At 71.7% G+C, this 23,382-nt stretch carries 15 protein-coding genes; 12 read left to right on the top strand and 3 right to left on the bottom strand.

Going from position 1 to position 23,382, the window contains the following annotated elements; translation table 11 throughout:
* Positions 1-34: 34 nt before the first annotated feature.
* Positions 35-358, bottom strand: coding sequence for a WhiB family transcriptional regulator (locus tag DEJ48_RS15565; protein WP_150216709.1), 324 nt, complete (start codon positions 356-358; stop codon positions 35-37).
* Between the two features lie 389 nt (positions 359-747).
* Here DEJ48_RS15565 and DEJ48_RS15560 point away from each other — a divergent pair, with 389 nt between their 5' ends.
* The 4 genes from DEJ48_RS15560 (at position 748) to DEJ48_RS15545 (ending at position 5,070) form a co-directional block, all read left to right on the top strand.
* Positions 748-1,359 (top strand): response regulator transcription factor, encoded by a 612-nt coding sequence (locus tag DEJ48_RS15560; protein ID WP_003948568.1) that lies wholly within the window; start codon positions 748-750, stop codon positions 1,357-1,359.
* Positions 1,360-1,604: 245 nt separating this feature from the next.
* On the top strand, positions 1,605-2,180 hold the full coding sequence (locus DEJ48_RS15555; protein WP_055563244.1) for a sigma-70 family RNA polymerase sigma factor: 576 nt from the start codon (positions 1,605-1,607) through the stop codon (positions 2,178-2,180).
* Between the two features lie 135 nt (positions 2,181-2,315).
* Positions 2,316-3,833, top strand: a complete 1,518-nt coding sequence (gene guaB / locus DEJ48_RS15550; protein ID WP_150216708.1) for an IMP dehydrogenase — start codon at positions 2,316-2,318, stop codon at positions 3,831-3,833.
* 112 nt (positions 3,834-3,945) lie between these two features.
* Positions 3,946-5,070: a GuaB3 family IMP dehydrogenase-related protein gene (locus DEJ48_RS15545; RefSeq protein ID WP_150216706.1), complete on the top strand. Its 1,125-nt coding sequence runs from the start codon at positions 3,946-3,948 to the stop codon at positions 5,068-5,070.
* Between the two features lie 88 nt (positions 5,071-5,158).
* Here the strand turns inward: DEJ48_RS15545 and DEJ48_RS15540 are convergent, their stop codons facing one another.
* Positions 5,159-6,412 (bottom strand): nucleotide sugar dehydrogenase, encoded by a 1,254-nt coding sequence (locus DEJ48_RS15540; protein WP_150216704.1) that lies wholly within the window; start codon positions 6,410-6,412, stop codon positions 5,159-5,161.
* Positions 6,413-6,639: 227 nt separating this feature from the next.
* Between DEJ48_RS15540 and DEJ48_RS15535 the strand changes: the two genes are divergently transcribed.
* Positions 6,640-8,349 (top strand): glycerol-3-phosphate dehydrogenase/oxidase, encoded by a 1,710-nt coding sequence (locus DEJ48_RS15535; RefSeq protein WP_150216703.1) that lies wholly within the window; start codon positions 6,640-6,642, stop codon positions 8,347-8,349.
* A 13-nt stretch (positions 8,350-8,362) separates the two neighbouring features.
* On the opposite strand, the gene DEJ48_RS15530 is transcribed toward DEJ48_RS15535, so the two are convergent.
* A complete protein-coding gene (locus tag DEJ48_RS15530; protein WP_150216701.1) occupies positions 8,363-9,502 on the bottom strand; it encodes a serine hydrolase domain-containing protein in 1,140 nt (379 codons plus the stop codon).
* A 148-nt stretch (positions 9,503-9,650) separates the two neighbouring features.
* Between DEJ48_RS15530 and DEJ48_RS15525 the strand changes: the two genes are divergently transcribed.
* The 7 genes from DEJ48_RS15525 to DEJ48_RS15495 all read left to right on the top strand — a co-directional run bounded on the left by DEJ48_RS15525 (position 9,651) and on the right by DEJ48_RS15495 (position 23,364).
* Entirely contained in the window at positions 9,651-11,702 is a 2,052-nt protein-coding gene (locus tag DEJ48_RS15525; protein ID WP_150216700.1) for a serine/threonine-protein kinase, read from the top strand.
* A 129-nt stretch (positions 11,703-11,831) separates the two neighbouring features.
* On the top strand, positions 11,832-14,273 hold the full coding sequence (locus DEJ48_RS15520) for a protein kinase (protein WP_150216698.1): 2,442 nt from the start codon (positions 11,832-11,834) through the stop codon (positions 14,271-14,273).
* A 132-nt stretch (positions 14,274-14,405) separates the two neighbouring features.
* The gene (locus DEJ48_RS15515) at positions 14,406-16,097 is read left to right on the top strand and encodes a serine/threonine-protein kinase (RefSeq protein ID WP_150221204.1); all 1,692 of its coding nucleotides are present in this window, start codon (positions 14,406-14,408) and stop codon (positions 16,095-16,097) included.
* A 114-nt stretch (positions 16,098-16,211) separates the two neighbouring features.
* The gene (locus tag DEJ48_RS15510) at positions 16,212-17,882 is read left to right on the top strand and encodes a serine/threonine-protein kinase (protein ID WP_150216696.1); all 1,671 of its coding nucleotides are present in this window, start codon (positions 16,212-16,214) and stop codon (positions 17,880-17,882) included.
* A gap of 142 nt (positions 17,883-18,024) precedes the next feature.
* Positions 18,025-19,725 (top strand): serine/threonine-protein kinase, encoded by a 1,701-nt coding sequence (locus DEJ48_RS15505; protein ID WP_150216694.1) that lies wholly within the window; start codon positions 18,025-18,027, stop codon positions 19,723-19,725.
* Positions 19,726-19,860: 135 nt separating this feature from the next.
* Complete coding sequence (locus tag DEJ48_RS15500; RefSeq protein ID WP_150216693.1) at positions 19,861-21,477, top strand: succinic semialdehyde dehydrogenase; 1,617 nt, start codon at positions 19,861-19,863, stop codon at positions 21,475-21,477.
* A gap of 27 nt (positions 21,478-21,504) precedes the next feature.
* Entirely contained in the window at positions 21,505-23,364 is a 1,860-nt protein-coding gene (locus DEJ48_RS15495; RefSeq protein WP_150216691.1) for a GMC family oxidoreductase, read from the top strand.
* Positions 23,365-23,382: the final 18 nt, after the last annotated feature.

Raw genomic sequence — 23,382 nt, 5'->3', positions numbered from 1 at the left:
CCTCGGGCGCGGGGCTTTTCGAAGAAACGTTCCTTCAGCTGTGCGACACGGCGCTGCCCGCCGCCGCCGTGACGAGTCGATTGCGCGCGCGGCCCATGAGCTCCTCGCGCTCGTCCTCCGTCAGGCCGCCCCACACGCCGTACGGCTCGCGCACCGCGAGTGCGTGGGCGGCGCACTCCGCCCGTACCGGGCACCGCATGCAGACCTCCTTGGCGGAGTTCTCACGTGCGCTGCGGGCCGCTCCCCGCTCGCCCTCCGGGTGGAAGAAGAGCGAGCTGTCGACTCCGCGGCACGCCGCGAGGAGCTGCCAGTCCCAGAGATCTGCGTTCGGTCCGGGAAGGCGGGAGAAATCTGCCATTGCTGGTCCCCTTGGTGCCGTTCTGACGCGGATACGGTGCCCACGACCGTACATCTACTGTCTAAGGAGATGAAAATATGACTCATTGCGAATCTAGCCATAGACACCAGGAAAAGGGAAGAAAAGGCGCTAAATGGGGCATAGCTTGTGATGAAACGTTGAGGGTCTCCCGTGTGCTCTCCGCTGTGTCGGCGCCCTCACGTAGAGTGCCGAAGGTGTCCGACTGCCCCGTAACTCTTTCGGGTGACCGTCGTTGAGAGTGCGAGGCGGTTGAAAGAACAAGCGCTCGGGCAGGTGTCCGGGAGCGTCAACCGCACAGGTGACGAATAAGTACCAGCCTGGAGGCTCAAGGTGACGCGCAGCAGCTGTGAGAGCCGCGGAGGACAGTCATGACATCGGTCCTCGTCTGCGACGACTCCCCGCTTGCCCGAGAGGCGCTCCGCCGCGCGGTCGCGACCGTGCCCGGCGTCGAGCGCGTGACCACGGCGGCCAACGGCGAGGAAGTCCTCCGCCGCTGGGGCGCCGACCGCTCGGACCTGATTCTGATGGACGTACGCATGCCCGGCCTCGGCGGCGTGGAGACCGTCCGCCGGCTGCTGTCCGCCGACCCCGGTGCGCGCATCATCATGCTCACCGTCGCCGAGGACCTGGACGGGGTCGCACTCGCGGTCGCGGCCGGTGCCCGCGGCTATCTGCACAAGGACGCCTCGCGCGCCGAACTGCGCGCGACCGTCACCCAGGCGCTCGCCGACCCGACCTGGCGGCTCGCTCCGCGCAGACTGCGCTCGGCCGAGATGGGCGCCGCGCCCACGCTCACCGCGCGTGAGATCCAGGTCCTCGAAGGCATGAGCCACGGCCGCTCGAACGCGGAGATCGGACGTGAGCTCTTCCTCTCCGAGGACACCGTGAAGACGCACGCCAGGCGGCTGTTCAAGAAGCTCGGCGCCTCGGACCGCGCGCACGCCGTGGCGCTCGGTTTCCGCTGGGGTCTGGTGCGCTGAGTGTGCCGTCGCGGGGGCACGGCGATCCCCGCCCGCCGTCCGGTGGGCGGGGCGACGTACGCCCGGCGACGCTTGTTTCGCCGCCGATGCCGCATCCTTGAGATGTGGAGTTCCTCGGGGACGAGTCGATCGAGCGGGAGGGGAGGGCGCAGGAGATGAGTTCCGGCGCACCTGCTCATAACGCTTCAGTGCACAACTACGGACGCGGTGCCACGGATCAGTCGCCGCCAAGGCACCATGGACCGATGCGCGATGACAAGACGACGGTGATCGGTGCCCTCGTTCTCCGCGCTGTCGAGGGCGACGAGCAGGCCACGCACGACCTCCTGGCCCACGTCCACCCCCTGGCGCTGCGCTACTGCAGGACCCGTCTGTCCCGGCTGCCCGGTGACGCTCGCCACTTCGTGGAGGACCTGGCGCAGGAAGTCTGCGTCGCCGTCCTCCTGGCCCTGCCGCGGTACAAGGACACGGGCCGCCCCTTCGAGGCGTTCGTCTTCGCGATCGCGGCGCACAAGGTGGCCGACCTGCAGCGTGCGGCGATGCGGCACCCCGGATCCACCGCCGTGCCCTCCGACGAGATGCCCGAGCGGCCCGACGACTCGCTCGGCCCCGAGGAGCGCGCGCTGCTCAGCAGCGACGCCGAGTGGGCCAAGAAGCTCCTGGCCAACCTGCCGGACAACCAGCGCGAGCTGCTGCTCCTGCGGATCGCCGTGGGGCTCACGGCCGAGGAGACCGGGCAGATGCTGGGAATGTCGCCGGGCGCGGTGCGGGTCGCGCAGCACCGGGCGCTGAGCAGGCTGCGGGCGCTCGCGGAGCAGTAGCCCGGTATTTCACGAGTGTGGGGCGTACGTGTGAATGTACAAAGCTCGCCGATGATCTTGATCGTGGAATGAGACACCCTCAGAGCCCGTTAGCATGGACATCCGCACCGATCAAGGCCATTTGGGGAAGGTGTCATGACTGCAGACGGCGGTTCTTCGACGGGGGTACCCGAGAAGTTCGCGACACTCGGGCTGACCTACGACGACGTGCTGCTGCTGCCGGGCGCGTCGGACATGGCGCCCGACCAGATCGACACTTCCTCGCTCGTCTCGAAGAACGTAAGGGTGAACGTCCCGCTGCTGTCCGCGGCGATGGACAAGGTCACCGAGTCCCGCATGGCGATCGCCATGGCGCGGCAGGGCGGCGTCGGTGTGCTGCACCGCAACCTCTCCATCGCGGACCAGGCCAACCAGGTCGACCTGGTGAAGCGCTCCGAGTCCGGCATGGTCACCGATCCGATCACGGTCCACCCGGACGCGACGCTCGCCGAGGCCGACGCGATCTGCGCGAAGTTCCGCATCAGCGGCGTCCCGGTCACCGACGCGGCCGGCAAGCTGCTCGGCATCGTCACCAACCGTGACATGGCCTTCGAGTCGGACCGCTCGCGCCAGGTGCGCGAGGTCATGACCCCGATGCCGCTCGTCACCGGCAAGGTCGGCATCTCCGGCGTGGACGCCATGGAGCTGCTGCGCCGCCACAAGATCGAGAAGCTTCCGCTGGTCGACGACGCGGGCATCCTCAAGGGCCTCATCACGGTCAAGGACTTCGTGAAGGCCGAGAAGTACCCGAACGCGTCCAAGGACGCCGGGGGCCGCCTCCTGGTCGGTGCCGCCGTGGGTGTCGCGGGCGACGCGTTCGAGCGCGCCCAGGCCCTCGTCGCGGCGGGCGTCGACTTCATCGTCGTCGACACCGCGCACGGCCACTCCCGTCTCGTCGGTGACATGGTCGCCAAGATCAAGTCCGACGCCCCGCGCGTCGACGTCATCGGCGGCAACATCGCCACGCGCGACGGCGCCAAGGCGCTCATCGACGCCGGTGTCGACGGCATCAAGGTCGGTGTGGGCCCCGGCTCCATCTGCACGACCCGTGTCGTCGCCGGCATCGGCGTACCGCAGGTAACGGCCATCTACGAAGCGTCGCTCGCCGCCAAGGAGGCCGGTGTCCCGGTCATCGGCGACGGCGGCCTGCAGTACTCCGGAGACATCGCCAAGGCGCTCGTCGCCGGCGCGGACACCGTCATGCTGGGCTCGCTGCTCGCGGGCTGCGAGGAGTCTCCCGGAGAGCTGCTCTTCATCAACGGCAAGCAGTTCAAGTCGTACCGCGGCATGGGTTCGCTCGGCGCCATGCAGACGCGCGGCGACCAGCGCTCCTTCTCCAAGGACCGGTACTTCCAGGAGGGCGTCGCCTCCGACGAGAAGCTGGTTCCCGAGGGCATCGAGGGCCAGGTCCCCTACCGCGGCCCGCTCTCCGCGGTCGTCCACCAGCTGGTCGGCGGACTGCGCCAGTCGATGTTCTACGTGGGCGGGCGCACCGTCCCCGACCTGCAGGCCAACGGCCGTTTCGTCCGCATCACGTCCGCGGGTCTCAAGGAGAGCCACCCGCACGACATCCAGATGACGGTCGAAGCACCGAACTACAGCCGTACGAAGTAGTCTTCCGGCGCCACGCGCGCGTGGAAGGGGCGGTCCCGGGTCACCGGGACCGCCCCTTCCGTGTGCGTCGGGGATACTGGACAGGCAGACCAAGAGGGAAAGGCCCCACAACGTGACTGAGATCGAGATCGGGCGCGGCAAGCGCGGCCGCCGCGCGTACGCCTTCGACGACATCGCCGTCGTACCGAGCCGGCGCACCCGCGACCCGAAGGAGGTCTCGATCGCGTGGCAGATCGACGCCTACCGCTTCGAGCTGCCCTTCCTGGCCGCCCCGATGGACTCCGTGGTCTCCCCGCAGACCGCCATCCGCATCGGTGAGCTGGGCGGCCTCGGCGTCCTGAACCTCGAAGGCCTCTGGACGCGGTACGAGGACCCGCAGCCCCTCCTCGACGAGATCGCCGGGCTGGACGCGGAGACCGCGACCCGGCGCCTCCAGGAGATCTACGCGGCGCCGATCAAGGCCGACCTCATCGGGCAGCGCATCAAGGAGGTGCGCGACGCCGGTGTGGTCACCGCCGCCGCGCTCTCCCCGCAGCGCACCGCCGAGTTCTCCAAGGCCGTCGTGGACGCCGGCGTCGACATCTTCGTGATCCGCGGTACCACGGTCTCCGCCGAGCACGTCTCCGGCGCCGCCGAGCCGCTGAACCTGAAGCAGTTCATCTACGAGCTGGACGTCCCGGTCATCGTCGGCGGCTGCGCCACGTACACGGCCGCGCTGCACCTGATGCGCACCGGCGCCGCGGGTGTCCTGGTCGGCTTCGGCGGCGGCGCCGCGCACACCACGCGCAACGTGCTCGGCATCCAGGTGCCGATGGCCACCGCGGTCGCCGACGTCGCGGCGGCCCGCCGTGACTACATGGACGAGTCCGGCGGTCGGTACGTCCACGTCATCGCCGACGGCGGCGTGGGCTGGTCCGGCGACCTGCCCAAGGCCATCGCGTGCGGCGCCGACTCCGTGATGATGGGCTCCCCGCTGGCCCGCGCCGCGGACGCGCCCGGCAAGGGCCACCACTGGGGCATGGAGGCCGTCCACGAGGACGTGCCGCGCGGCAAGAAGGTCGACCTCGGCACGGTCGGCACCACGGAGGAGATCCTCACGGGTCCGTCGCACATCCCGGACGGCTCGATGAACTTCTTCGGAGCGCTGCGCCGCGCCATGGCGACCACGGGCTACAGCGAGCTCAAGGAGTTCCAGCGCGTCGAGGTGACGGTCGCGGACTCGCAGCACAAGCGCTGACGCGTCGATCGCGCTGATCTGATCGCGCGCATCGTGCGGAGAAGGGCCCCGGTACTTCGTACCGGGGCCCTTTCGTCGTCGTCCGTCGTCACAGGCGGTGGGCGGCGCCCGCCGGGGTCGCGCCCCGCGTGTCGAGGAGCAGCTGGGCCTTCACGGCGAGGCCCTGCAGGTCGTACGTGCGGTGGTGCTGGAGCAGGATCGTGAGGTCGGCGTCGGCCGCGGCCTCGTAGAGGGAGTCCGCGCGCGGGACGGGACGGCCGAGCACGCTCCAGTTGGGCACGTACGGGTCGTGGTAGCTGACCGCGGCGCCGAGCTCCATGAGGCGGGTCGCCACCTCCTGGGCGGGGGCGCCCTGCTGGTCGGCGAGGTCGGGCTTGTAGGTGACGCCGAGGAGCAGCACGCGGGCGCCGCGGACGGACTTGCCGTGCTCGTTGAGCAGGGTCGCCGAACGCTGGATCACGTACTGGGGCATGCGGTCGTTGACCTGCTGGGCCAGCTCGACCATGCGCAGGGGGCGGGCGCCGCTGGAGGGGCTCGGGACGTCCAGGGGGACGCCGTGGCCGCCGACGCCGGGCCCGGGGCGGAACGCCTGGAAGCCGAAGGGCTTGGTCTCGGCGCAGCGGATGACGTCCCACAGATCGATGCCCAGGTCGTGGCAGAGCACCGCCATCTCGTTGACCAGGGCCATGTTCACGTGCCGGTAGTTGGTCTCCAGGAGGTGCACGGTCTCCGCCTCGCGGGGGCCGCGGGCGCGGACGACCTTGTCGGTGAGGCGGCCGTAGAAGGTGGCGGCGGACTCGGTGCAGGCCGGGGTGAGGCCGCCGATGACCTTGGGGGTGCCCGCGTAGCCGTGGGAGCGGTTGCCGGGGTCGAGGCGGCCGGGCGAGTACGCGAGGTGGAAGTCGCGCCCGGCTCGCAGGCCCGAGCCCGCTTCGAGAATCGGACGGAGGAATTCCTCCGTGGTCCCCGGGTACGCGGGGGATTCGAGGATCACGGTGGTGTGCGGACGCAGGCGGGCGGCCAGCGCCCGGGCCGCTTCGGCCACCTGGCTCAGGTCGAGCGAACGGTCGGCCGCCGGCGGAGTGGGGGCGCAGATGACAGCGGTGCGGACCCGGCCGAGCTCGGCCGGGTTGACGGTCGGCCGGAAGCCCCCCGAGAGCATCCGGCGGACGTCGGCGGCGGTGAGGGTGGACTCGGCGCCGTCACAGGGCAGTCGGCCGCCGGCCAGGTCGGCGGCGCGGGCGGGGTCGTAGCCGATGGTGTCGATGCCGCGTGCGACGGCGGCCTGGGCGAGGGGCAGGCCGAGGTGGCCGAGACCGATGACGGCGAGATCTGCGGGCATGGCGGTGGGCCGTCCTCCCAATAGCCGGAGTGGGACGAGTGCGCAAGCCCTGTGGACAAGGCGGACCAGCGCAATGTCAGACTAGGAGTAAATATGACCGATTTGCGGTATTGCACCGCGCGGGGCTCCGGAGTGTTGTCCACAGGCTGGGGCCGCGATCAGCGGGCGGCGGAGAAATCTGGGCATGATGTGAGTCCGACCACACCCGATCACAGCGGGAGGCAGCGGTGAGGACAGCGACACTGGGGCCGGCGGAGCGCGCCGAGTCACTGGCGGGCATGGCCGAACGGGAACTGGACATCCTGGTCGTGGGCGCGGGCGTGGTCGGCGCGGGCACGGCACTCGACGCGGTGACCCGCGGCCTGTCCACCGGTCTGGTCGAGGCCCGCGACTGGGCGTCCGGCACGTCGAGCCGGTCGAGCAAGCTGATCCACGGCGGCCTCCGCTATCTGGAGATGCTCGACTTCGCTCTCGTGCGGGAGGCGCTGAAGGAGCGCGGCCTTCTCCTGGAGCGCCTGGCCCCGCACCTGGTGAAGCCCGTCCCGTTCCTCTACCCCTTGCAGCACAAGGGCTGGGAGAGGTTGTACGCGGGATCGGGCGTCGCGCTCTACGACGCGATGTCGATGTCCCGCGGACACGGCCGCGGCCTGCCGATGCACCGCCATCTGACCCGCCGCCACGCCCTGCGCGTCGCCCCGTGCCTGAAGAAGGACGCACTGGTCGGCGCCATGCAGTACTACGACGCCCAGATGGACGACGCGCGCTACGTGGCGACGCTGGTCCGCACCGCTTCGGCGTACGGCGCGAAGGTCGCCAACCGTGCCAAGGTCACCGGTTTCCTGCGCGAGGGCGAGCGTGTCGTCGGTGCCCGGGTGCAGGACGTCGAGGGCGGCGGTGAGTACGAGGTCCGCGCCAAGCAGGTCGTGAACGCGACCGGCGTGTGGACGGACGACACCCAGGCCATGGTCGGCGAGCGCGGCCAGTTCCACGTCAGGGCGTCCAAGGGCATCCACCTGGTCGTGCCCAAGGACCGCATCAACGCGACGACCGGACTGATCCTGCGCACCGAGAAGAGCGTCCTCTTCGTCATCCCGTGGGGGCGCCACTGGATCGTGGGCACGACCGACACGGACTGGGACCTCGACAAGGCCCACCCGGCCGCCTCGAGCGCCGACATCGACTATCTCCTGGAGCACGTGAACTCGGTGCTCGCCAGGCCCCTCTCCAGGGATGACGTGCAGGGGGTGTACGCGGGCCTGCGGCCGCTGCTCGCCGGCGAGTCGGACGCCACGAGCAAGCTCTCCCGCGAACACACGGTCGCGCACCCCGCCCCGGGCCTGGTCGTCGTCGCCGGCGGCAAGTACACGACGTATCGCGTGATGGCGAAGGACGCCGTCGACGAGGCGGTGCACGCCCTGGACCAGCGCGTCGCCGACTGTGTCACGGAGGACATCCCGCTGGTCGGCGCCGAGGGGTACAAGGCACTGTGGAACGCCCGGGCGAGGATCGCCGCCCGGACGGGCCTTCATGTCGTGCGCGTGGAGCACCTGTTGAACCGGTACGGCTCGATGGCCGAGGAGGTCCTCGAACTCATCACCGCGGACCCGGCCCTCGGCGCCCCCCTCCAGGCGGCCGACGACTACCTGCGGGCCGAGGTGGTCTACGCGGCCTCGCACGAGGGCGCCCGCCACCTGGACGACGTGCTGACCCGGCGGACCCGCATCTCCATCGAGACGTTCGACCGGGGCACGCGCAGTGCCCGGGAGTGCGCCGAGCTGATGGCACCGGTCCTCGGCTGGGACAAGGACCAGATCGAGCGGGAGGTGCAGCACTACGAGAAGCGGGTGGAGGCCGAGCGGGAGTCGCAGCGCCAGCCGGACGACCTGACGGCGGACGCGGCACGGCTGGGGGCGCCCGACATCGTGCCGCTCAACTGAGGCGACTCGGGGCCTAAGGGGTGCGGGGGCAGAACTCCGCCGCGAGGAGCGACGATTCCAGGGCCGGGTCGGCCGTCTTGTCCGTGTTGACCCGGAAGGTGACGACCCGTCGGCCGTCGCGGGTGGCCGCGGTGCGGACGTAGCTGCCGACGATGCGGCCGTTGTGGCCCCAGACGGTGGTGCCGCAGGGAAGCGTCCGTGGATACAGGCCCATGCCGTACCGGCCGTGTGCGGGGCGGGTGTTGAGCATCTCCCGCAGCAGGGGTGCGGGCAGGAGCCGGCCGGAGAGCAGGGCTGCGTAGAAGCGGTTCAGATCGGCGAGGGTGGAGATCAGCTCGCCCGCGGCTCCGGCCACGCGCGGGTCCAGCGCGGTGACGTCCCGGCCGCCGCTCGTGAAGGCGCGGCCGTGAGGGGAGGGGAGCGTGGTGCGGGCGCCGGGGAACGAGGTGCCGGTGAGGTGGAGGGGGCGGAGGATGCGGTGCTCGGCTTCGGTGGCGTACGAGTTGCCGGTGACCTGTTCGATGACCATGCCTAGGACGACATAGTTCGTGTTGGAGTACGTCCAGCGGCGCTTGGGGGAGGCCTGGTGGACGAGGGCGGTGCGGACGGCCAGAGCGGGAGTGACGGGGGCGGTGCCTTTGGTGACGGCGGTGAAGTCGTAGAGGCCGCTGGTGTGGGTGAGCAGGGCGCGCAGGGTGATCGTGCGGCCGTGGACGCCCGGTCCGTGGACGAGTCCGGGCAGATGGTGCTCGACCGGGTCGGACAGGGACAGACGGTGTTCCGCGGCGAGTTGGAGGACGACCGTGGCGATGAACGTCTTGGTGATGCTGCCCACCCTGAAGTGGTCGGCGCGGGACACGGAGGGGCCGGTGCGGGCGAAGTGCAGGTAGGGGCGCGGGTTCGGCGCCGCGGAGTTCGGCTGTGCGGAGCGTTGCACGGAGACGGGAGATGCCTGGTGGCGTAGGGTGCGTGCACCCGGGGGCGGTTCGGGCTGAGTGCGACTCAGGAGTGCCGCGGCCGGGGCCTTGCCCCGGGTGGTGAGCAGCGCGAGAGTGGCGTCCGTGGCCGGTGCCGCGGGTTGCGGGCGGCCCGCCGTCAGGCCGATGAGCGTCGCCGCCAGCAGGATGGCCGGTATCGAGCGCGGTGTCGGCAAGGCGGGTCCCTCCTCGTGCGCGGTCCATCATGGGGCACGGGATGGGGGCCGGCGGACCCTGGGCGCCGACCGGTCGCCGAGTAAGGGACAATGAAGGCTCTGTCAGGGCGGGTTGCTCGGGTAGCAGCGGTAGCAGCAGAGGGGACGCATGTCGGACGCGGAGCAGACGGGTGACGCCCGTCGGGACAAGAGCGAACGTCTCCTCGCCGGCCGGTACCGGCTGGGAGAGGTGCTCGGCCGCGGAGGCATGGGCACCGTCTGGCGCGCCAAGGACGAAACCCTTGGGCGTACGGTCGCGGTGAAGGAGCTGCGGTTCCCCTCGAGCATCGACGAGGAGGAGAAGCGGCGGCTCATCACGCGGACGTTGCGCGAGGCCAAGGCGATCGCGCGGATCCGCAACACCAGCGCCGTGACGGTCTACGACGTGGTCGACGAGGACGACCGGCCGTGGATCGTGATGGAACTGGTCGAGGGCAAGTCGCTCGCCGAGGCGATCCGCGAGGACGGAACGCTCACGCCGCGGCGCGCGGCCGAGGTCGGGCTCGCCGTGCTCGACGTGCTGCGCTCCGCGCACCGCGAGGGCATCCTGCACCGCGACGTGAAGCCGTCGAACGTGCTCATCGCCGAGGACGGCCGGGTCGTCCTCACGGACTTCGGCATCGCGCAGGTCGAGGGCGACCCGTCGATCACGTCGACCGGCATGCTCGTGGGCGCCCCGTCGTACATCTCGCCGGAGCGGGCCCGCGGGCACAAGCCGGGTCCCGCGGCCGACCTGTGGTCGCTGGGCGGGCTGCTGTACGCGGCCGTGGAGGGCGTGCCCCCGTACGACAAGGGGTCGGCCATCGCGACCCTCACCGCGGTGATGACCGAGGACGTCGAACAGCCCGTCAACGCCGGACCGTTGGAGAAGGTCATCTACGGCCTGCTCGCCAAGGACCCGGAGCAGCGGCTCGACGACGCCGGGGCACGTGCGCTCCTCAAGGACGTCATCTACGCCCCCGAGACCAAGCCCGAGCCCGAGCCGGTCGAGGCGACCAAGGTGGTGCCGCTGCCTCCGGCCCCGCCCAAGCCGCCGAAGGCGTCGAGGGTGCCCAAGCCGAACAGGCTGACGAAGGCGTCGAAGACGTCGAAGGGCACGGGTGCCGCAGCCGGGGCCGCCGGTGCGGCCGGTGCCGCGCACGGTTCGGTCGGGTCCTCCGCCCCCGCCGGGAACGCCGGGACCGCGACGACGTACGGGACGGCGCGTCCCGAGGGGCGCAGGGCCGGGGAGACGGCCGACCGGCTGAAGGGCGCCCTGCAGTCCGTGCGCAAGGCGGCCGCGTCCGCCACCGCGCGCGGCACGGGCGGCGCGGCCGGAGCCGCGCAGGGCACCGCGAACGGAACCGCGGCCAACGGGGCCGCGGGCGTGCCGCCGCGGGCGCCCGCGAAGGCGTCGCTCACCGACGTGGTGCCGCGCCGGACGCTGGTCATAGTGACCATGGTGGTCGTGCTCGCCGTGCTCGGCACCGTGCTCGCCCTCGCGCTCGGCGACGACAACGCGGACAGCAAGGACAACAAGGGCGGCGACAAGGCCGTGTCCGCCGGTGCGACCGGCGGCGGGGACCCGGGCAAGGACGAGGACAAGGGCAAGGACTCCGGCAAGGAGGACGGCCAGGGCACCGGCACGGGCGACGACGGCAAGGATCCGGGCAAGGACGAGAGCGGCGACCCGGACGAGGGCGAGGGCCACGACCCGGGCAAGGACGACGACGCCAAGAAGCCGGAGGACGGCGCCGAGTCGACGTACAAGCACTCCCAAGGCTTCGCGATCGGGCTCCCGAAGGGCTGGAAGTACCAGTCCACGGGCCGCGCGGGCGCGCGGTTCGGCGGCCCCGACGGGCAGAAGCTGCTGGTCGGCTGGACGACGACGCCCAAGGACAACCCGGTAGGGGACTGGAAGAACCAGGAGAAGTACATGGTCCGGCCGCAGTACGACCGGATCCGTATAGAGAAGGTCGGCTTCCGCGGCTGGAACACGGCCGACTGGGAATTCACCTACGTGGACGGCGGGACCAAGTACCGGTCGATAGACCGCGGCTTTGTCGTCAACGGCGGCCTCGGCTACGGAATGATGTACACGGCCAAGGCCGACGACTGGGACGGCGAGAAGCGTCGCGCCACGTGGCAGACCTTCACGAAGACGTTCGAGCCGAAGTCCTGAGGCCGGGATCTCGAATCCCCTCAATACGGTTCACCAACGGCACGTATCGTGAGTGCTTGCGGACCGTAAGCAGCCGCAACGCGCCGCAAGACGAACGGATTTGACCACCGGGCGGACGGGGAAGGCATCGTGGACGACTACGCGGGACGGGTGCTCGCCGACCGCTACCGCCTGCCGCTGCCGCCCTCCGACGCGTACGAGTTCGCGGAGTCGCGCGCCTTCGACACGTACAGCGGGCAGGAAGTCCTCGTCCGGCAGGTGCCGCTGCCCGAGATCGTCGAGGCGGAGGTGGTCGACGAGGCATACGCCCCCGACGCCGCTGATGCCGCCCACATGGCCGACCTGCCCGAAGGGTTCCTGCCGCGGGCGGGAGCGGGTGGCCCCGGGGTGCGGCGGTCCGCGGCCCGGCTGCCCGGCACCAGGACGACGCGCAGGCCCACGGACCCGGCGGTGCGGCGCGCCATCGAGGCGGCGCAGACCGCCGCCCAGATACCCGACCACCCGCGGCTCGACCAGGTCTTCGACGTGTTCGCGGAGGACGGCTCGCTGTGGATAGTGAGCGAGTTGGTCGCCGCGCGGCCGCTGGCGGCGCTCCTCGCGGACCGGCCGCTGAGTCCGTACCGCGCGGCCGAGGTCGCGGCGGACGTTCTCGCGGCGCTGCGGGTGCTGCACGCGTACGGCTGGGTGCACCGGAACATCACCGCGCGGACGGTCCTGATCTGCGACGACGGGCGCGTGATGCTGACGGGTCTGGCGGCGGGCGCCGCCGAGGAGGCCCTCTGCGGGTACGACCCGCGGCCGGTGGAGGCGGGGGAGGCGACGGGCTCGGCGGGGTCGGTCGGCAACGTCGCGGAGTACGGAACGGAGTACGACACGGGGCACGGCGACGCCGCGGACGAAACCGGGGATGTGCCGCTCGATCCCGCGCCCGACCCCGAGTTCGACCTCGCGTCCGGCCCCGGGTTCGCCCCCACGCCCGCGTCCGAGGCCGAACCCGCGGGGCGGATATCGGACCCCTACGGCGTGGCGGGCAAGAAGCCGTGGCACGGGGCGGTGCCGCGGCGGGAGGTTCCGGCGCGGGACGACGGTGACGCCGAAAGCGCCCCCGTGCGCGGCGGATGGGACGACGGCGATACCGAAAGCGCCCCCGTGCGCGGCCCCGCGACCGCCCTCGCCGCCGAACGCGCACGGCTCGCGCGCATGGTGGTCGTCGGCGCCGTCACCGAGCGGTGGGCCCCCGAACAGGCCGGGCCCGTGCACGAGAACTGGCAGCTCGCCGCGCCCATCGCCCCCGCCACGGACCTGTGGGCCCTGGGGGCGCTGCTCTACCGCGCCGTGCAGGGCCACGCGCCGTACCCCGAGGACAGCACCGCCGAACTCGTCCAGCTCGTGTGCGCCGAGCCGCCCGCCTTCGCCGAGGAGTGCGGCCCGCTGCGTCCCGTCGTCGAGTCGCTGCTCCGTCAGGACCCCACAGAGCGGCTCGACTTCGAGGAGCTCAGCGGCTGGTTGCGCTCCTTGGTGCGCTCCGCGCCCGAGCCGGAGGCGGGGGCGCACGTCGTGCCGGTGCCGCCGTACGACGCGGGTCGGCTGCCTGTCGTACGCCGCCGGGGCGAGGTCGTGCGCAGGCGGCGGGGCGCCGCGGTCGCCGGGAAGAACCCCGCGAAGAACGCCGGAAAGAACGCCTCGAAGAACGTCGAGGCGCACGGACGGCACAAGCGCGGCCGGGGGAAGGGCGGCAAGGCGCAGGGCAGGCCGGGACACGACGTACCCGACGTCTCGCCCCTCCAGGGCCACAGCGGCCCTCGCCCGCCCCGCGAGGCGCACCCGCGCGGCCCGGCCCGCCCCCGTTCGCTCGGCCGGCTGCTCCTGATCGCCATCCTGCTCGGGCTCGCCGCGGCGGTCGCGTACGCCATGGTCTTCATGCCCAAGACCGACGACCGCTCAGGCGACCGCGCGGGGAGCGCCGGTGAGGTCAGTTCCGCCCCTGAGCCGAGCGACGGCAAGGGCGAGAAGGACAAGAACGAGGACAAGGAGAAGGACGAGGGGAAGGGCAAGGAGAAGGACGAGCCGGGCAAGGATCCCGGTTCGTCGAAGCCGCAGAGTTCCGGCCCCGAGGTGCCGCAGGGGTTCGTCGTCCGCAAGGACCCCGAAGGGTTCCACGTCGCCGTGGCGGGCGGTTGGGACCGCGAGCCCAAGAACGGCAGGGGGCAGGTCCGTTACACCCACGGCGGTTTCGAACTGCTGCTGGTGCCGGGCCGCGACTCCACGGACAGCTACGGCGCCGACCCCATGAAGTACCAGCGCGAACACGAGCGTGAGCTGCAGCCTTTCCGCGATTCCTCGTGGGCGACGTCGAGCGGCATGCGCCGCATCGACGTCGGTGGACGGGCCATGGCGGAGGGGCAGTTCACCTGGCAGGACGACGCGGGCCGCGAGGTCTTCGTCCGCAATCTCGCGATGGTCGTCGGCGGCAAGTACCACGTCGTCCAGGTGCGGGGCCCGGAGGCAGAACGGGACGAAGTGACCCGGCTGTACGAGCAGGCGTCGGCCACTTATCGGGTCACCGACTGAGCCGAATCCGGCCATCGGGACATGCACGGCATGCGTCACAGTGCGGTCTCCTAAGCCCCCCTGTGGTTCCCTGCGCGGCTCCCGCTCCTTAACCTGGCCCTGTCAAGACCATTGTGGGGAAACGTGAATCAGATGCAGGGCCTGGTCCTCGCGGGCCGCTACCGACTCGCCGAGTCCATCGGCCGCGGTGGCATGGGACGGGTGTGGCGCGCACAGGACGAGGTGCTGCACCGTGCCGTCGCCGTCAAGGAACTGACGGCCGCGCAGTACGTGCAGGAGGCCGACCGCGCGGTCCTCTTCACGCGTACCCAGACGGAGGCGCGCGCCGCCGCCCGCATCAACCACCCCGCCGTCGTCACCGTCCACGACGTCCTGGAGTACGACGACCGCCCCTGGATCGTGATGGAGCTGGTCGAGGGCCGCTCGCTCGCGGACGCGGTCAAGGACGACGGCCGTGTCGAACCCGTCGAGGCCGCCCGCATCGGCCTGTGGACCCTGAAGGCGCTGCGGGCCGCGCACGCCGCCGGGGTGCTGCACCGCGACGTCAAGCCCGGCAACGTACTCCTCTCGGACGACCGGCGCATCCTGCTCACGGACTTCGGGATCGCCGCCATCGAGGGGGACTCCACGGTCACGCGGACCGGGGAAGTCGTCGGCTCCGTCGACTATTTGGCGCCCGAGCGCGTCAGCGGCGCCAACCCGGGGCCCGCGTCCGACCTGTGGGCGCTCGGGGCGACGCTGTACACGGCGGTCGAGGGGAACTCGCCGTTCCGCCGTACGTCGCCGCTGGGCACGATGCAGGCCGTGGTGACCGAGGAGCCCGAACCGCCGCAGCACGCGGGGCTCCTCGCGCCCATCATCGAGGCGCTCCTGCGCAAGGATCCGGCGGCCAGGCCGACCGCGGCGGAGGCCGAGTCGATGCTGGCCGAGGCGGCGGAGGGGCGGCGGCCTGGCATGCCGCAGCCCTATGTGCCGACCCAGGCGAACACGCAGCCCGAGAGCGCCACGCAGGGCCCCGCCGCCCAGCAGGGCCCGACCACTTCGTACGGCAGGACGTCTCCGTACGACCAGACGTCCCCTTCGTACGACCAGGTCACCCCGCAGCGTCAGGCAGGCCCGTACAGCCAGGCGTCCCCGTACCACCACGCCGCCCCGTACGCCCCGACCGCCCCGCACGACCGCGGGCCCACCACGGCGGCCGCACCGGCGCCCGCCCCGTCCGGGCGGCGCCGCCGCGTACTCGCCGTCGCCGCCCTCGTGGTCGCGGCCGCCCTGCTCGGCGGCGCCGGGGTCTTCGGCTACCTGCGCCTCACCGCCGACGAGGGTGGTCAGGGGCAGGGCACGAGCCAGGAGGACGGGAAGTCCCCGCGCGGGATCCCCGCCGACTGGAAGCGGGTGTACGACCCCGACGGCTTCAGCCTCATGCTGCCCAAGGGCTGGCAGCGCCAGGTGAACGGCACGCAGGTGGACTACACGCCGGACGACGGCCGGCGCTTCCTGCGGATCGGCGTCGACAAGTCCCCGGACGCCGAGTCGCCGTACGCGCATCAGCTGCAGCTGGAGAAGGGCCTGTTGAACTACAAGGACTACAAGCGGCTGCATCTCGACTCGAACACGTTCCGGGGGCAGCACGGAGCGCTCTGGGACTTCAGCTGGACGTCCGGGGTGAACGACAGGACCAGGGGGCCGCGCCGGGCCATCGAGCAGACCTACGTGAGCAAAGACGGCGTCGAGTACGCCATCTATCTGTCCGCCCCCGCCGAGGGCTGGGACAAGACCCGACAGCAGTTCGACTCGATGCTCCGAGGCTGGCGGGAGGGCTGACACGGGCCCCGGGCGCCCCGTCGTACGGGTGGGGCAGCCAGGGGCGGCGGCCGGAACCAGCCGCCGCGCGGCGAGACCCATTCCGTTCGCACACGTGTGGGGCATGATGGCCGCATGGGGAGCCTGGGAGACCACGCCGGAGCGGCGGGTGGAGGCAACGCCCGGGTGATCGCGGGCCGTTACCGCCTGGACGCGCCACTCGGGCGGGGCGGCATGGGGGTCGTGTGGCGCGCCACCGATCTGCTCCTCGGACGCCGGGTGGCCGTCAAGGAACTCGCGCGCGACGAGACCCTCTCCGACGCCGAGGCGGAACAGCGGCGCGAGCGGACCCTGCGCGAGGCGCGGGCCGTGGCGCAGCTGCGTCATCCGCACGTCATCGTGGTCCATGACGTGGTGGTGCAGGACGAACAGCCGTACATCGTCATGGAGTTGATCGAGGGCGGTTCGCTGGCCGGGCGCATCGCGCGGGGCGGGCCGCTGGACGCGCACGCCGTGGCGCGGATGGGCATCGACCTGCTGGGCGCCCTGAGCACCGCGCACGAGGCGGGCATCCTGCACCGTGACCTCAAGCCCGCCAACGTGCTCCTGGAGCGGGAGACCGACCGTGTCGTGCTCACCGACTTCGGCATCGCGCAGCTCTCGGGCGCGACGACGCTCACGGAGGTCGGGTCGTTCGTGGGCTCGCCCGAGTACACGGCGCCGGAGCGGATGGCGGGGGAGCGGACGGGCCCCGAGTCGGACCTGTGGTCGCTCGGCGCCCTGCTCGTCACCGCGCTCGCGGGCGAGTCGCCGTTCCGCCGCGACTCCATCGGCGGCGTCCTGCACGCGGTCGTCTTCGACGAGATCCGGCCATCCGCGGCCGTCGATCCGCTGCTGCCCGTGGTGCTCGGACTCCTCGACCGTGATCCGCAGCGGCGGATGGACGCGGCGGAGGCGGAGGGGCTGCTGCGGGTGTACGTCGAGACGGGGCGGATGCCGACGGTGGTGCGGGAGAGACCGGGGGCCGGGCTGCCGGGGCTCTCCGGGCGGCCCGGACTCCCGGGGCTGCACGGGCTGCCGGGGCGGTCGGGCCGGGGTGCCCCGACGCAGGCCGAGCGGGAGCTGCTCGCCGCGCAGGCCGCCGCGGGGCTCGTGAAGCCGGAGAAGCACGGCAGAACCTTCATGATCGCCGCCGCTCTGGTGGCCGCCATGGCGGGCGCCGGGGTCTCCGCGGCGCTGCTGCTGAGCCGGGACGGCGACGGCGGGGGCACACCGGCCCCGCCCTCCTCCGCCACGGCGACGCAGAGCTCGCCGACACCGACGGTCACCGTGACGACCCCCACGGCGCGGCCGTCCTCGCCGCAGGCGCCCCAGGGCTACCGCATCGCGAAGGATCCCAGGGGCTTCGCGCTCGCCGTCCCCGAAGGCTTCCGGCGTCAGGCGGACGGGTCCCGCGTGTTCTACGCGTCGTCCGACGGGACGTACCGCATCGGCATCGAGGAGGCGGCGGCCGGCCGGGGCGGCCCGCTCGCCGCGCAGCGCCGCGCCGACGCGAACGGCCCTCGGGACAACCCCGGATACCGCGACGGCAGGGTCTCGGAGACCACGCGCAACGGCCGGCCGGCGGCGCTGCTCGAGTTCACCTGGGACGGGCCGCGCAACGAGAAGGACGGCCGCCGCACGCTCGACCTCTGCTGGGAGGAGGGCGGCCGGATGTTCGACGTATGGGTGTCGGCGCCGGTCGGGGAGGCGGCGCAGGCGCGGAGGTACTTCGACGCGGCGGTGGACACGTTCGTACGCAGGTGAGGGGGCCCGGGCGGTGCGCGTACGCGGGTGACAGCGGCCCCGGCCTTTCGGGTACGCCGAGGCGTCCCGCCACGTGCATCACCCCGGTCACAATGCGGGGGCTGGCTGGAAACCGAGGTGCTCCGCGGGGTAGGCATGGGGGATGAGTAACGACGGGGGAGCCTCTTACGGGCCGTACGAACCCACCAGCTTCGGCCTCCAGCCACCACGACCGCCGGGCGTACCGGGGCAAGCCGGCCAGGGCGGCGCGGCGCACCCCGACAACCCGTACACGCAGCCGTACGCCCCGCCGACCCAGGTCGTGCCGGACCAGCCGCCCGCCCCCGAACCGCCCCACGGGACCGAGCCCGGCACCGGACGGCTGATCGCGCGGCGCTACCGGCTGCTCGCCAAGCTCGGCCACGGCGGCATGGGCACGGTGTGGCGCGCCAAGGACGAGACGGTGGACCGCGAGGTCGCCGTGAAGGAGCCGCGCGTCCCCGACCACCTGCCGGAGCGCGAGCGGGCCAACGCCTTCGAGCGGATGCGCCGCGAGGCGCGTGCCGCCGCCCGCCTCGACCACCCGGCCGTGGTCAACGTCCACGACGTGGCGGTCGAGGACGGCCAGCCGTGGATCGTGATGGAACTCGTGCAGGGCCGTTCCCTCGGCGCCGCGCTCCAGGAGAGCACGCTCGGCGCCCGCGAGGCCGCAAGGATCGGCCTCGACGTGCTGAACGCCCTGGACGCCGCGCACGGCGCGGGCATCCTGCACCGCGACGTGAAGCCCGACAACGTGATGCTCGGCCGGCACGACCGTGTCGTCCTCACCGACTTCGGCATCGCCCAGATCGAGGGCGAGACCAATCTGACGGACACCGGCGGGTTCGTCGGGTCGCCCGAGTTCATCGCGCCGGAGCGCGTGCTCGGCCAGCGGCCAGGACCGGCGTCCGACCTGTGGTCGCTCGGCGTCGTCCTGTACGCGGCGACCGAGGGCGTCTCCCCCTTCCGCCGCAACAACACCCCCGCGACGCTCCAGTCCGTCCTGAACGCGACCCCGGCGGCGCCCGCGTCCGCGTCGGGCCCGCTGGCCGAGGCGATCAACCGCCTGCTGGTCAAGGACCCCGCCCAGCGCCCCGATGCCGCGCGGGTCCGCGCCCTCCTGGAGGAGGCGGCGAGGCCTCCACAGCCCGCGCCGACGCAGCACGTCACCGTCGCGGGCGGCGGCGACCAGGGGCGCGGCAAGGGGGTCTTCCTCAGCCGCAAGGCGCTCGCCGTCGTCGCCGGAGTGGTCGTCGCGGCGGTGGCCGCGGGCGTGCTCGTGGCGCTGAATCCTTTCGGGGGCTCGGACGCGGAGAGTTGGGCGAACCACGAGGCGAAGGCGGTCTCCGCCACGGTCTCCGTCCCGAAGGGCTACGTGGAGAGCAAGCCGGAGGCCACCGACACGGACAAGTCCTGGGCCAGATACACCGATCCCAGCGGCGCCGTCTTCGTGACGCTCGATCTCGCGGAGAAGAAGGACACCTCGCTCGAGGTCGCGGGGACCGCGGCCGCCCAGGCGTACGCCGACGCGGAGACGTTCGAGGAGAGCGGCGAGTCGTCGATCAGCGACATGTCCAGCGACCCCGCACCCGCCGCCACGACCAAGGAGACGAAGTACCGGGACCGGAGCGCCGCCGAGAACACGGTCACGTACACCGACTCGCAGACCGAGCTGCCGCGCGAGGCGAGGATCCTGTACTACCGGACCGATGCGGGGAACATGTACCGGCTGTGGATCGACTATCCCGGCAAGGGCGACTTCACCGGACGGGGCCGCGAGGTCGCCGAGAGGGCGATCGCGGACCTGGAGCTCCACAAACTCTGAGAAGTCGCTCGGCACAGCGGTAACGGCCTGATCAGCGGCTTTGTCGCCAGCAATCACTGGCGTCATGTGCGGAGGCCGTGAACCCCCGTTACCGATGGGTACCCAAAAGCCTGGTGGAGGCCTACTCTCACGTGCATGACGGACTCGCAGGCCACCGCAGCGCCCCTCGGAACGAACCCGACCGCCCCGGCCCCCGACGGCGCGCGCACCGCCGCCGACGTGGTCACACCCGAGCTGATCGCCCAGCTCACCCGTGACGTCATCGGGTCGGGACGGACGGCCAACCACTCGCCGCTCACCGGCGAGAAGCTGGCCGACCTGCCCGAGTCCACCCCCGAGGACGTCACGACCGCCTTCCAGCGGGCCCGCACCGCCCAGATCGCCTGGGCGAGGACCCCCGCCAAGCAGCGTGCCGCCGTCCTGCTGCGCTTCCACGACCTGGTGCTGCAGCGCCAGGCCGAGGTCCTCGACCTGATCCAGCTGGAGACCGGCAAGTCCCGGCTGCACGCGCACGAGGAGGTCCAGGCCGTCGTGGTCGCCGCCCGGCACTACGGCCGCAAGGCACCCTCCTACCTGGCGTCGAAGCGGCACACCGGCGTCGTCCCCGTCCTCACCAAGGTCACCGAGAACCGCCAGCCGCGCGGCGTCGTCGGCCAGATAGCCCCCTGGAACTACCCGCTCGAACTCTCGGTCGGCGACGCGCTGCCGGCCCTCGCCGCGGGCAACGCCCTGGTCATGAAGCCCGACACGGAGACCTGCCTGACCGCGCTCTGGGCCCGCGACCTGATCATCGAGGCGGGCCTGCCCGCGGAGGTCTTCCAGGTCGTCCTCGGCGAAGGCCCCGTCGTGGGACCCGAGATCGTCAAGCACGCCGACTACGTCTCCTTCACCGGCTCCACCCGCACCGGCCGCGAGGTCGCGCAGGGCGCCGCCGCACGCCTGGTCGGCGTCTCGCTCGAACTCGGCGGCAAGAACGCCATGCTGGTGCTGCACGACGCCGACGTCGACAAGGCCGCGTCGGGCGCGGTGCGCGCCTGCTTCTCCTCCGCGGGCCAGCTCTGCATCTCCATCGAGCGGCTCTACGTCCACGAGTCGATCGCGGACGAGTTCGTGGCGCGCTTCGCGGAGCGCACGAAGGCGATGCGGCTCGGCAAGTCCCTCGCGTACGGCGCCGACATGGGCTCCCTCGTCGGCGAGCGGCAGCTGGAGACCGTGACCCGGCACGTCGAGGAGGCCGTCGCCAAGGGCGCCACGCTCGTCGCGGGCGGCGTCGCGCGCCCCGACATCGGTCCCTACTTCTACGAGCCCACGATCCTCGACGGCGTCGAGGCCCCGATGGCGGTCTGCAACGAGGAGACCTTCGGTCCGGTCGTCTCCATCTACCGCTTCACGGACGAGAACGAGGCGGTCGAGCTCGCCAACGCCACGCCGTACGGCCTGAACTCCTCGGTCTGGACGAAGGACGGCGGCCGCGGCCGCAAGGTCGCCGCCCGCCTGCGCACCGGCACGGTCAACGTCAACGAGGGCTACGCGCCCGCCTACGGCAGCGCGCAGGCCCCGATGGGCGGCATGAAGGACTCCGGTCTCGGCCGTCGGCACGGCTCCGAGGGAATCCTCAAGTACACCGAGGCGCAGACCGTGGCGTCCCAGCGGGTCATGCCGCTGGCGCCGGCGTTCGGTCTGGACGACGAGAAGTACGCGGCGTTCATGAGCACCAGCCTGAAGGTCATGAAGGCGCTTCGCCTGCGCTAGTGCGTTAGTTCTCAACGAGGAGAGTCAATGTCACAGGAGAGCTCTGCCCAAAACCTGGACCCCGTGGGCGAGGACGCCGCGCATGACGGGCACGCCGCGCACGACGGGTACGACGGGTATGACTACGACGTCGTCGTCATAGGCAGCGGCTTCGGCGGGGCCGTGTCCGCGCTGCGTCTGACGGAGAAGGGCTACCGCGTCGGCGTACTGGAGGCGGGCCGCCGCTTCACGCGCGCGACACTGCCCAAGAACTCCTGGGACCTGAAGAACTACTTGTGGGCGCCCGCGCTCGGCCTCTTCGGCATCCAGCGCATCCACCTGCTCGGCAACGTGATGGTCCTCGCGGGCGCAGGGGTCGGCGGCGGCTCGCTGAACTACGCCAACACCCTCTACGTACCTCCGGAGCCGTTCTTCAAGGACGCGCAGTGGAAGGACATCACGGACTGGCAGGACGAGCTGCGCCCCTACTACGAGCAGGCCAAGCGCATGCTCGGGGTGCGGCTCAACCCGACGATGACACCGTCGGACGTCCATCTGAAGGCCACCGCCCAGGCGCTGGGGGTCGGCGACAGCTTCCACATGGCACCCGTCGGCGTCTTCTTCGGCGACGAGAAGGACGCGGACGGTTCTTCAACGTCCAAGCCCGGCGCGGAAGTTCCCGACCCCTACTTCGGTGGTGCGGGCCCCTCCCGCAGGGGCTGCACCGAGTGCGGGGAGTGCATGACCGGCTGCCGCCACGGCGCGAAGAACACCCTGAACGAGAACTACCTGTACCTGGCGGAGAAGGCCGGCGCGGTCGTCCACCCGATGACGTCGGTCGTCGCCGTCACCGAGGACTCCCGGGGCGGCTTCGCCGTCGCGACCCTGCCGACCGACAAGAAGCGCAAGGGCCAGGGGCGTACGTTCACGGCCCGCAAGGTCGTCGTGGCCGCCGGTACGTACGGCACGCAGACGCTCCTGCACCGCATGAAGGACACCGGCCTGCTGCCGCACATCTCCGCACGCCTCGGCAGCCTCACCCGCACCAACTCCGAGGCGCTCGTGGGCGCCCAGACCACCGACCGCCGCTACCGCAAGAAGCACGGAGTGGAGCGTGCCGACTTCACCAAGGGCGTCGCGATCACCTCGTCGATCCACCCGAACGACACCACCCACATCGAGCCCGTCCGCTACGGCAAGAAGTCCAACGCCATGGGCAGCCTCACGGTGCTCCAGGTCCCGTACAGCGTGCGGGGCGGCAAGGCGCGGGTCGCGGGCTGGCTCGGCAACGTGGCACGCCACCCGTGGCTGATGGTCCGCTCGCTCTCCAACCGGCACTGGTCGGAGCGGACCATCATCGGCCTGGTCATGCAGTCGCTCGACAACTCCCTGACCACGTACCGCAAGGAGAAGGGCGTCGGAAAGGGGCTGCTCACCGCCCGGCAGGGCCACGGCGCGCCCAACCCCGACCAGATCCCCGAGGCCACCCGCGCTGCCTCGCTCCTCTCGCAGGAGATCAACGGCTTCCCCGGATCGAACGTCGGCGAGCTCATGGGCACCCCGCTGACCGCGCACTTCCTCGGCGGCTGCCCGATCGGCGACTCCGCGCGAACCGGCGTCATCGACCCGTACCACCGGCTCTACGGCCACCCCGGCATCTCGGTCGTCGACGGCGCCGCGGTCTCGGCGAACCTGGGCGTGAACCCGTCCCTGACGATCACCGCGCAGGCCGAGCGCGCCATGTCGTTCTGGCCCAACAAGGGAGGGGAGGACCCGCGTCCGGCGCAGGGCGCGCGGTACGTGCGGCTCGCGGCCGTCGAACCGAAGACCCCGGCGGTCCCGGCGGACGCGTTCGGCGCGCTGAGGCTGCCGTTCCTGGGGATGCCGACGGTGCCGGCCAAGAAGTAGGCGTCGGCGGACCGTTGA

Origin of the sequence: Streptomyces venezuelae (assembly GCF_008642315.1) — a bacterium.
Lineage (GTDB): Bacteria > Actinomycetota > Actinomycetes > Streptomycetales > Streptomycetaceae > Streptomyces > Streptomyces venezuelae_D.
This window is presented reverse-complemented; position numbering and strand designations above follow the sequence as displayed.

Excerpts from the sequence above, each read along its gene's own strand:
- DEJ48_RS15565 (WP_150216709.1), bottom strand. The coding sequence starts at position 358 with ATGGCAGATTTCTCCCGCCTTCCCGGACCGAACGCAGATCTCTGGGAC.
- DEJ48_RS15560 (WP_003948568.1), top strand. The coding sequence starts at position 748 with ATGACATCGGTCCTCGTCTGCGACGACTCCCCGCTTGCCCGAGAGGCG.
- DEJ48_RS15555 (WP_055563244.1), top strand. The coding sequence starts at position 1,605 with ATGCGCGATGACAAGACGACGGTGATCGGTGCCCTCGTTCTCCGCGCT.
- guaB (WP_150216708.1), top strand. The coding sequence starts at position 2,316 with ATGACTGCAGACGGCGGTTCTTCGACGGGGGTACCCGAGAAGTTCGCG.
- DEJ48_RS15540 (WP_150216704.1), bottom strand. The coding sequence starts at position 6,412 with ATGCCCGCAGATCTCGCCGTCATCGGTCTCGGCCACCTCGGCCTGCCC.
- DEJ48_RS15525 (WP_150216700.1), top strand. The coding sequence starts at position 9,651 with ATGTCGGACGCGGAGCAGACGGGTGACGCCCGTCGGGACAAGAGCGAA.
- DEJ48_RS15515 (WP_150221204.1), top strand. The coding sequence starts at position 14,406 with ATGCAGGGCCTGGTCCTCGCGGGCCGCTACCGACTCGCCGAGTCCATC.
- DEJ48_RS15510 (WP_150216696.1), top strand. The coding sequence starts at position 16,212 with ATGGGGAGCCTGGGAGACCACGCCGGAGCGGCGGGTGGAGGCAACGCC.
- DEJ48_RS15505 (WP_150216694.1), top strand. The coding sequence starts at position 18,025 with ATGAGTAACGACGGGGGAGCCTCTTACGGGCCGTACGAACCCACCAGC.
- DEJ48_RS15500 (WP_150216693.1), top strand. The coding sequence starts at position 19,861 with ATGACGGACTCGCAGGCCACCGCAGCGCCCCTCGGAACGAACCCGACC.
- DEJ48_RS15495 (WP_150216691.1), top strand. The coding sequence starts at position 21,505 with ATGTCACAGGAGAGCTCTGCCCAAAACCTGGACCCCGTGGGCGAGGAC.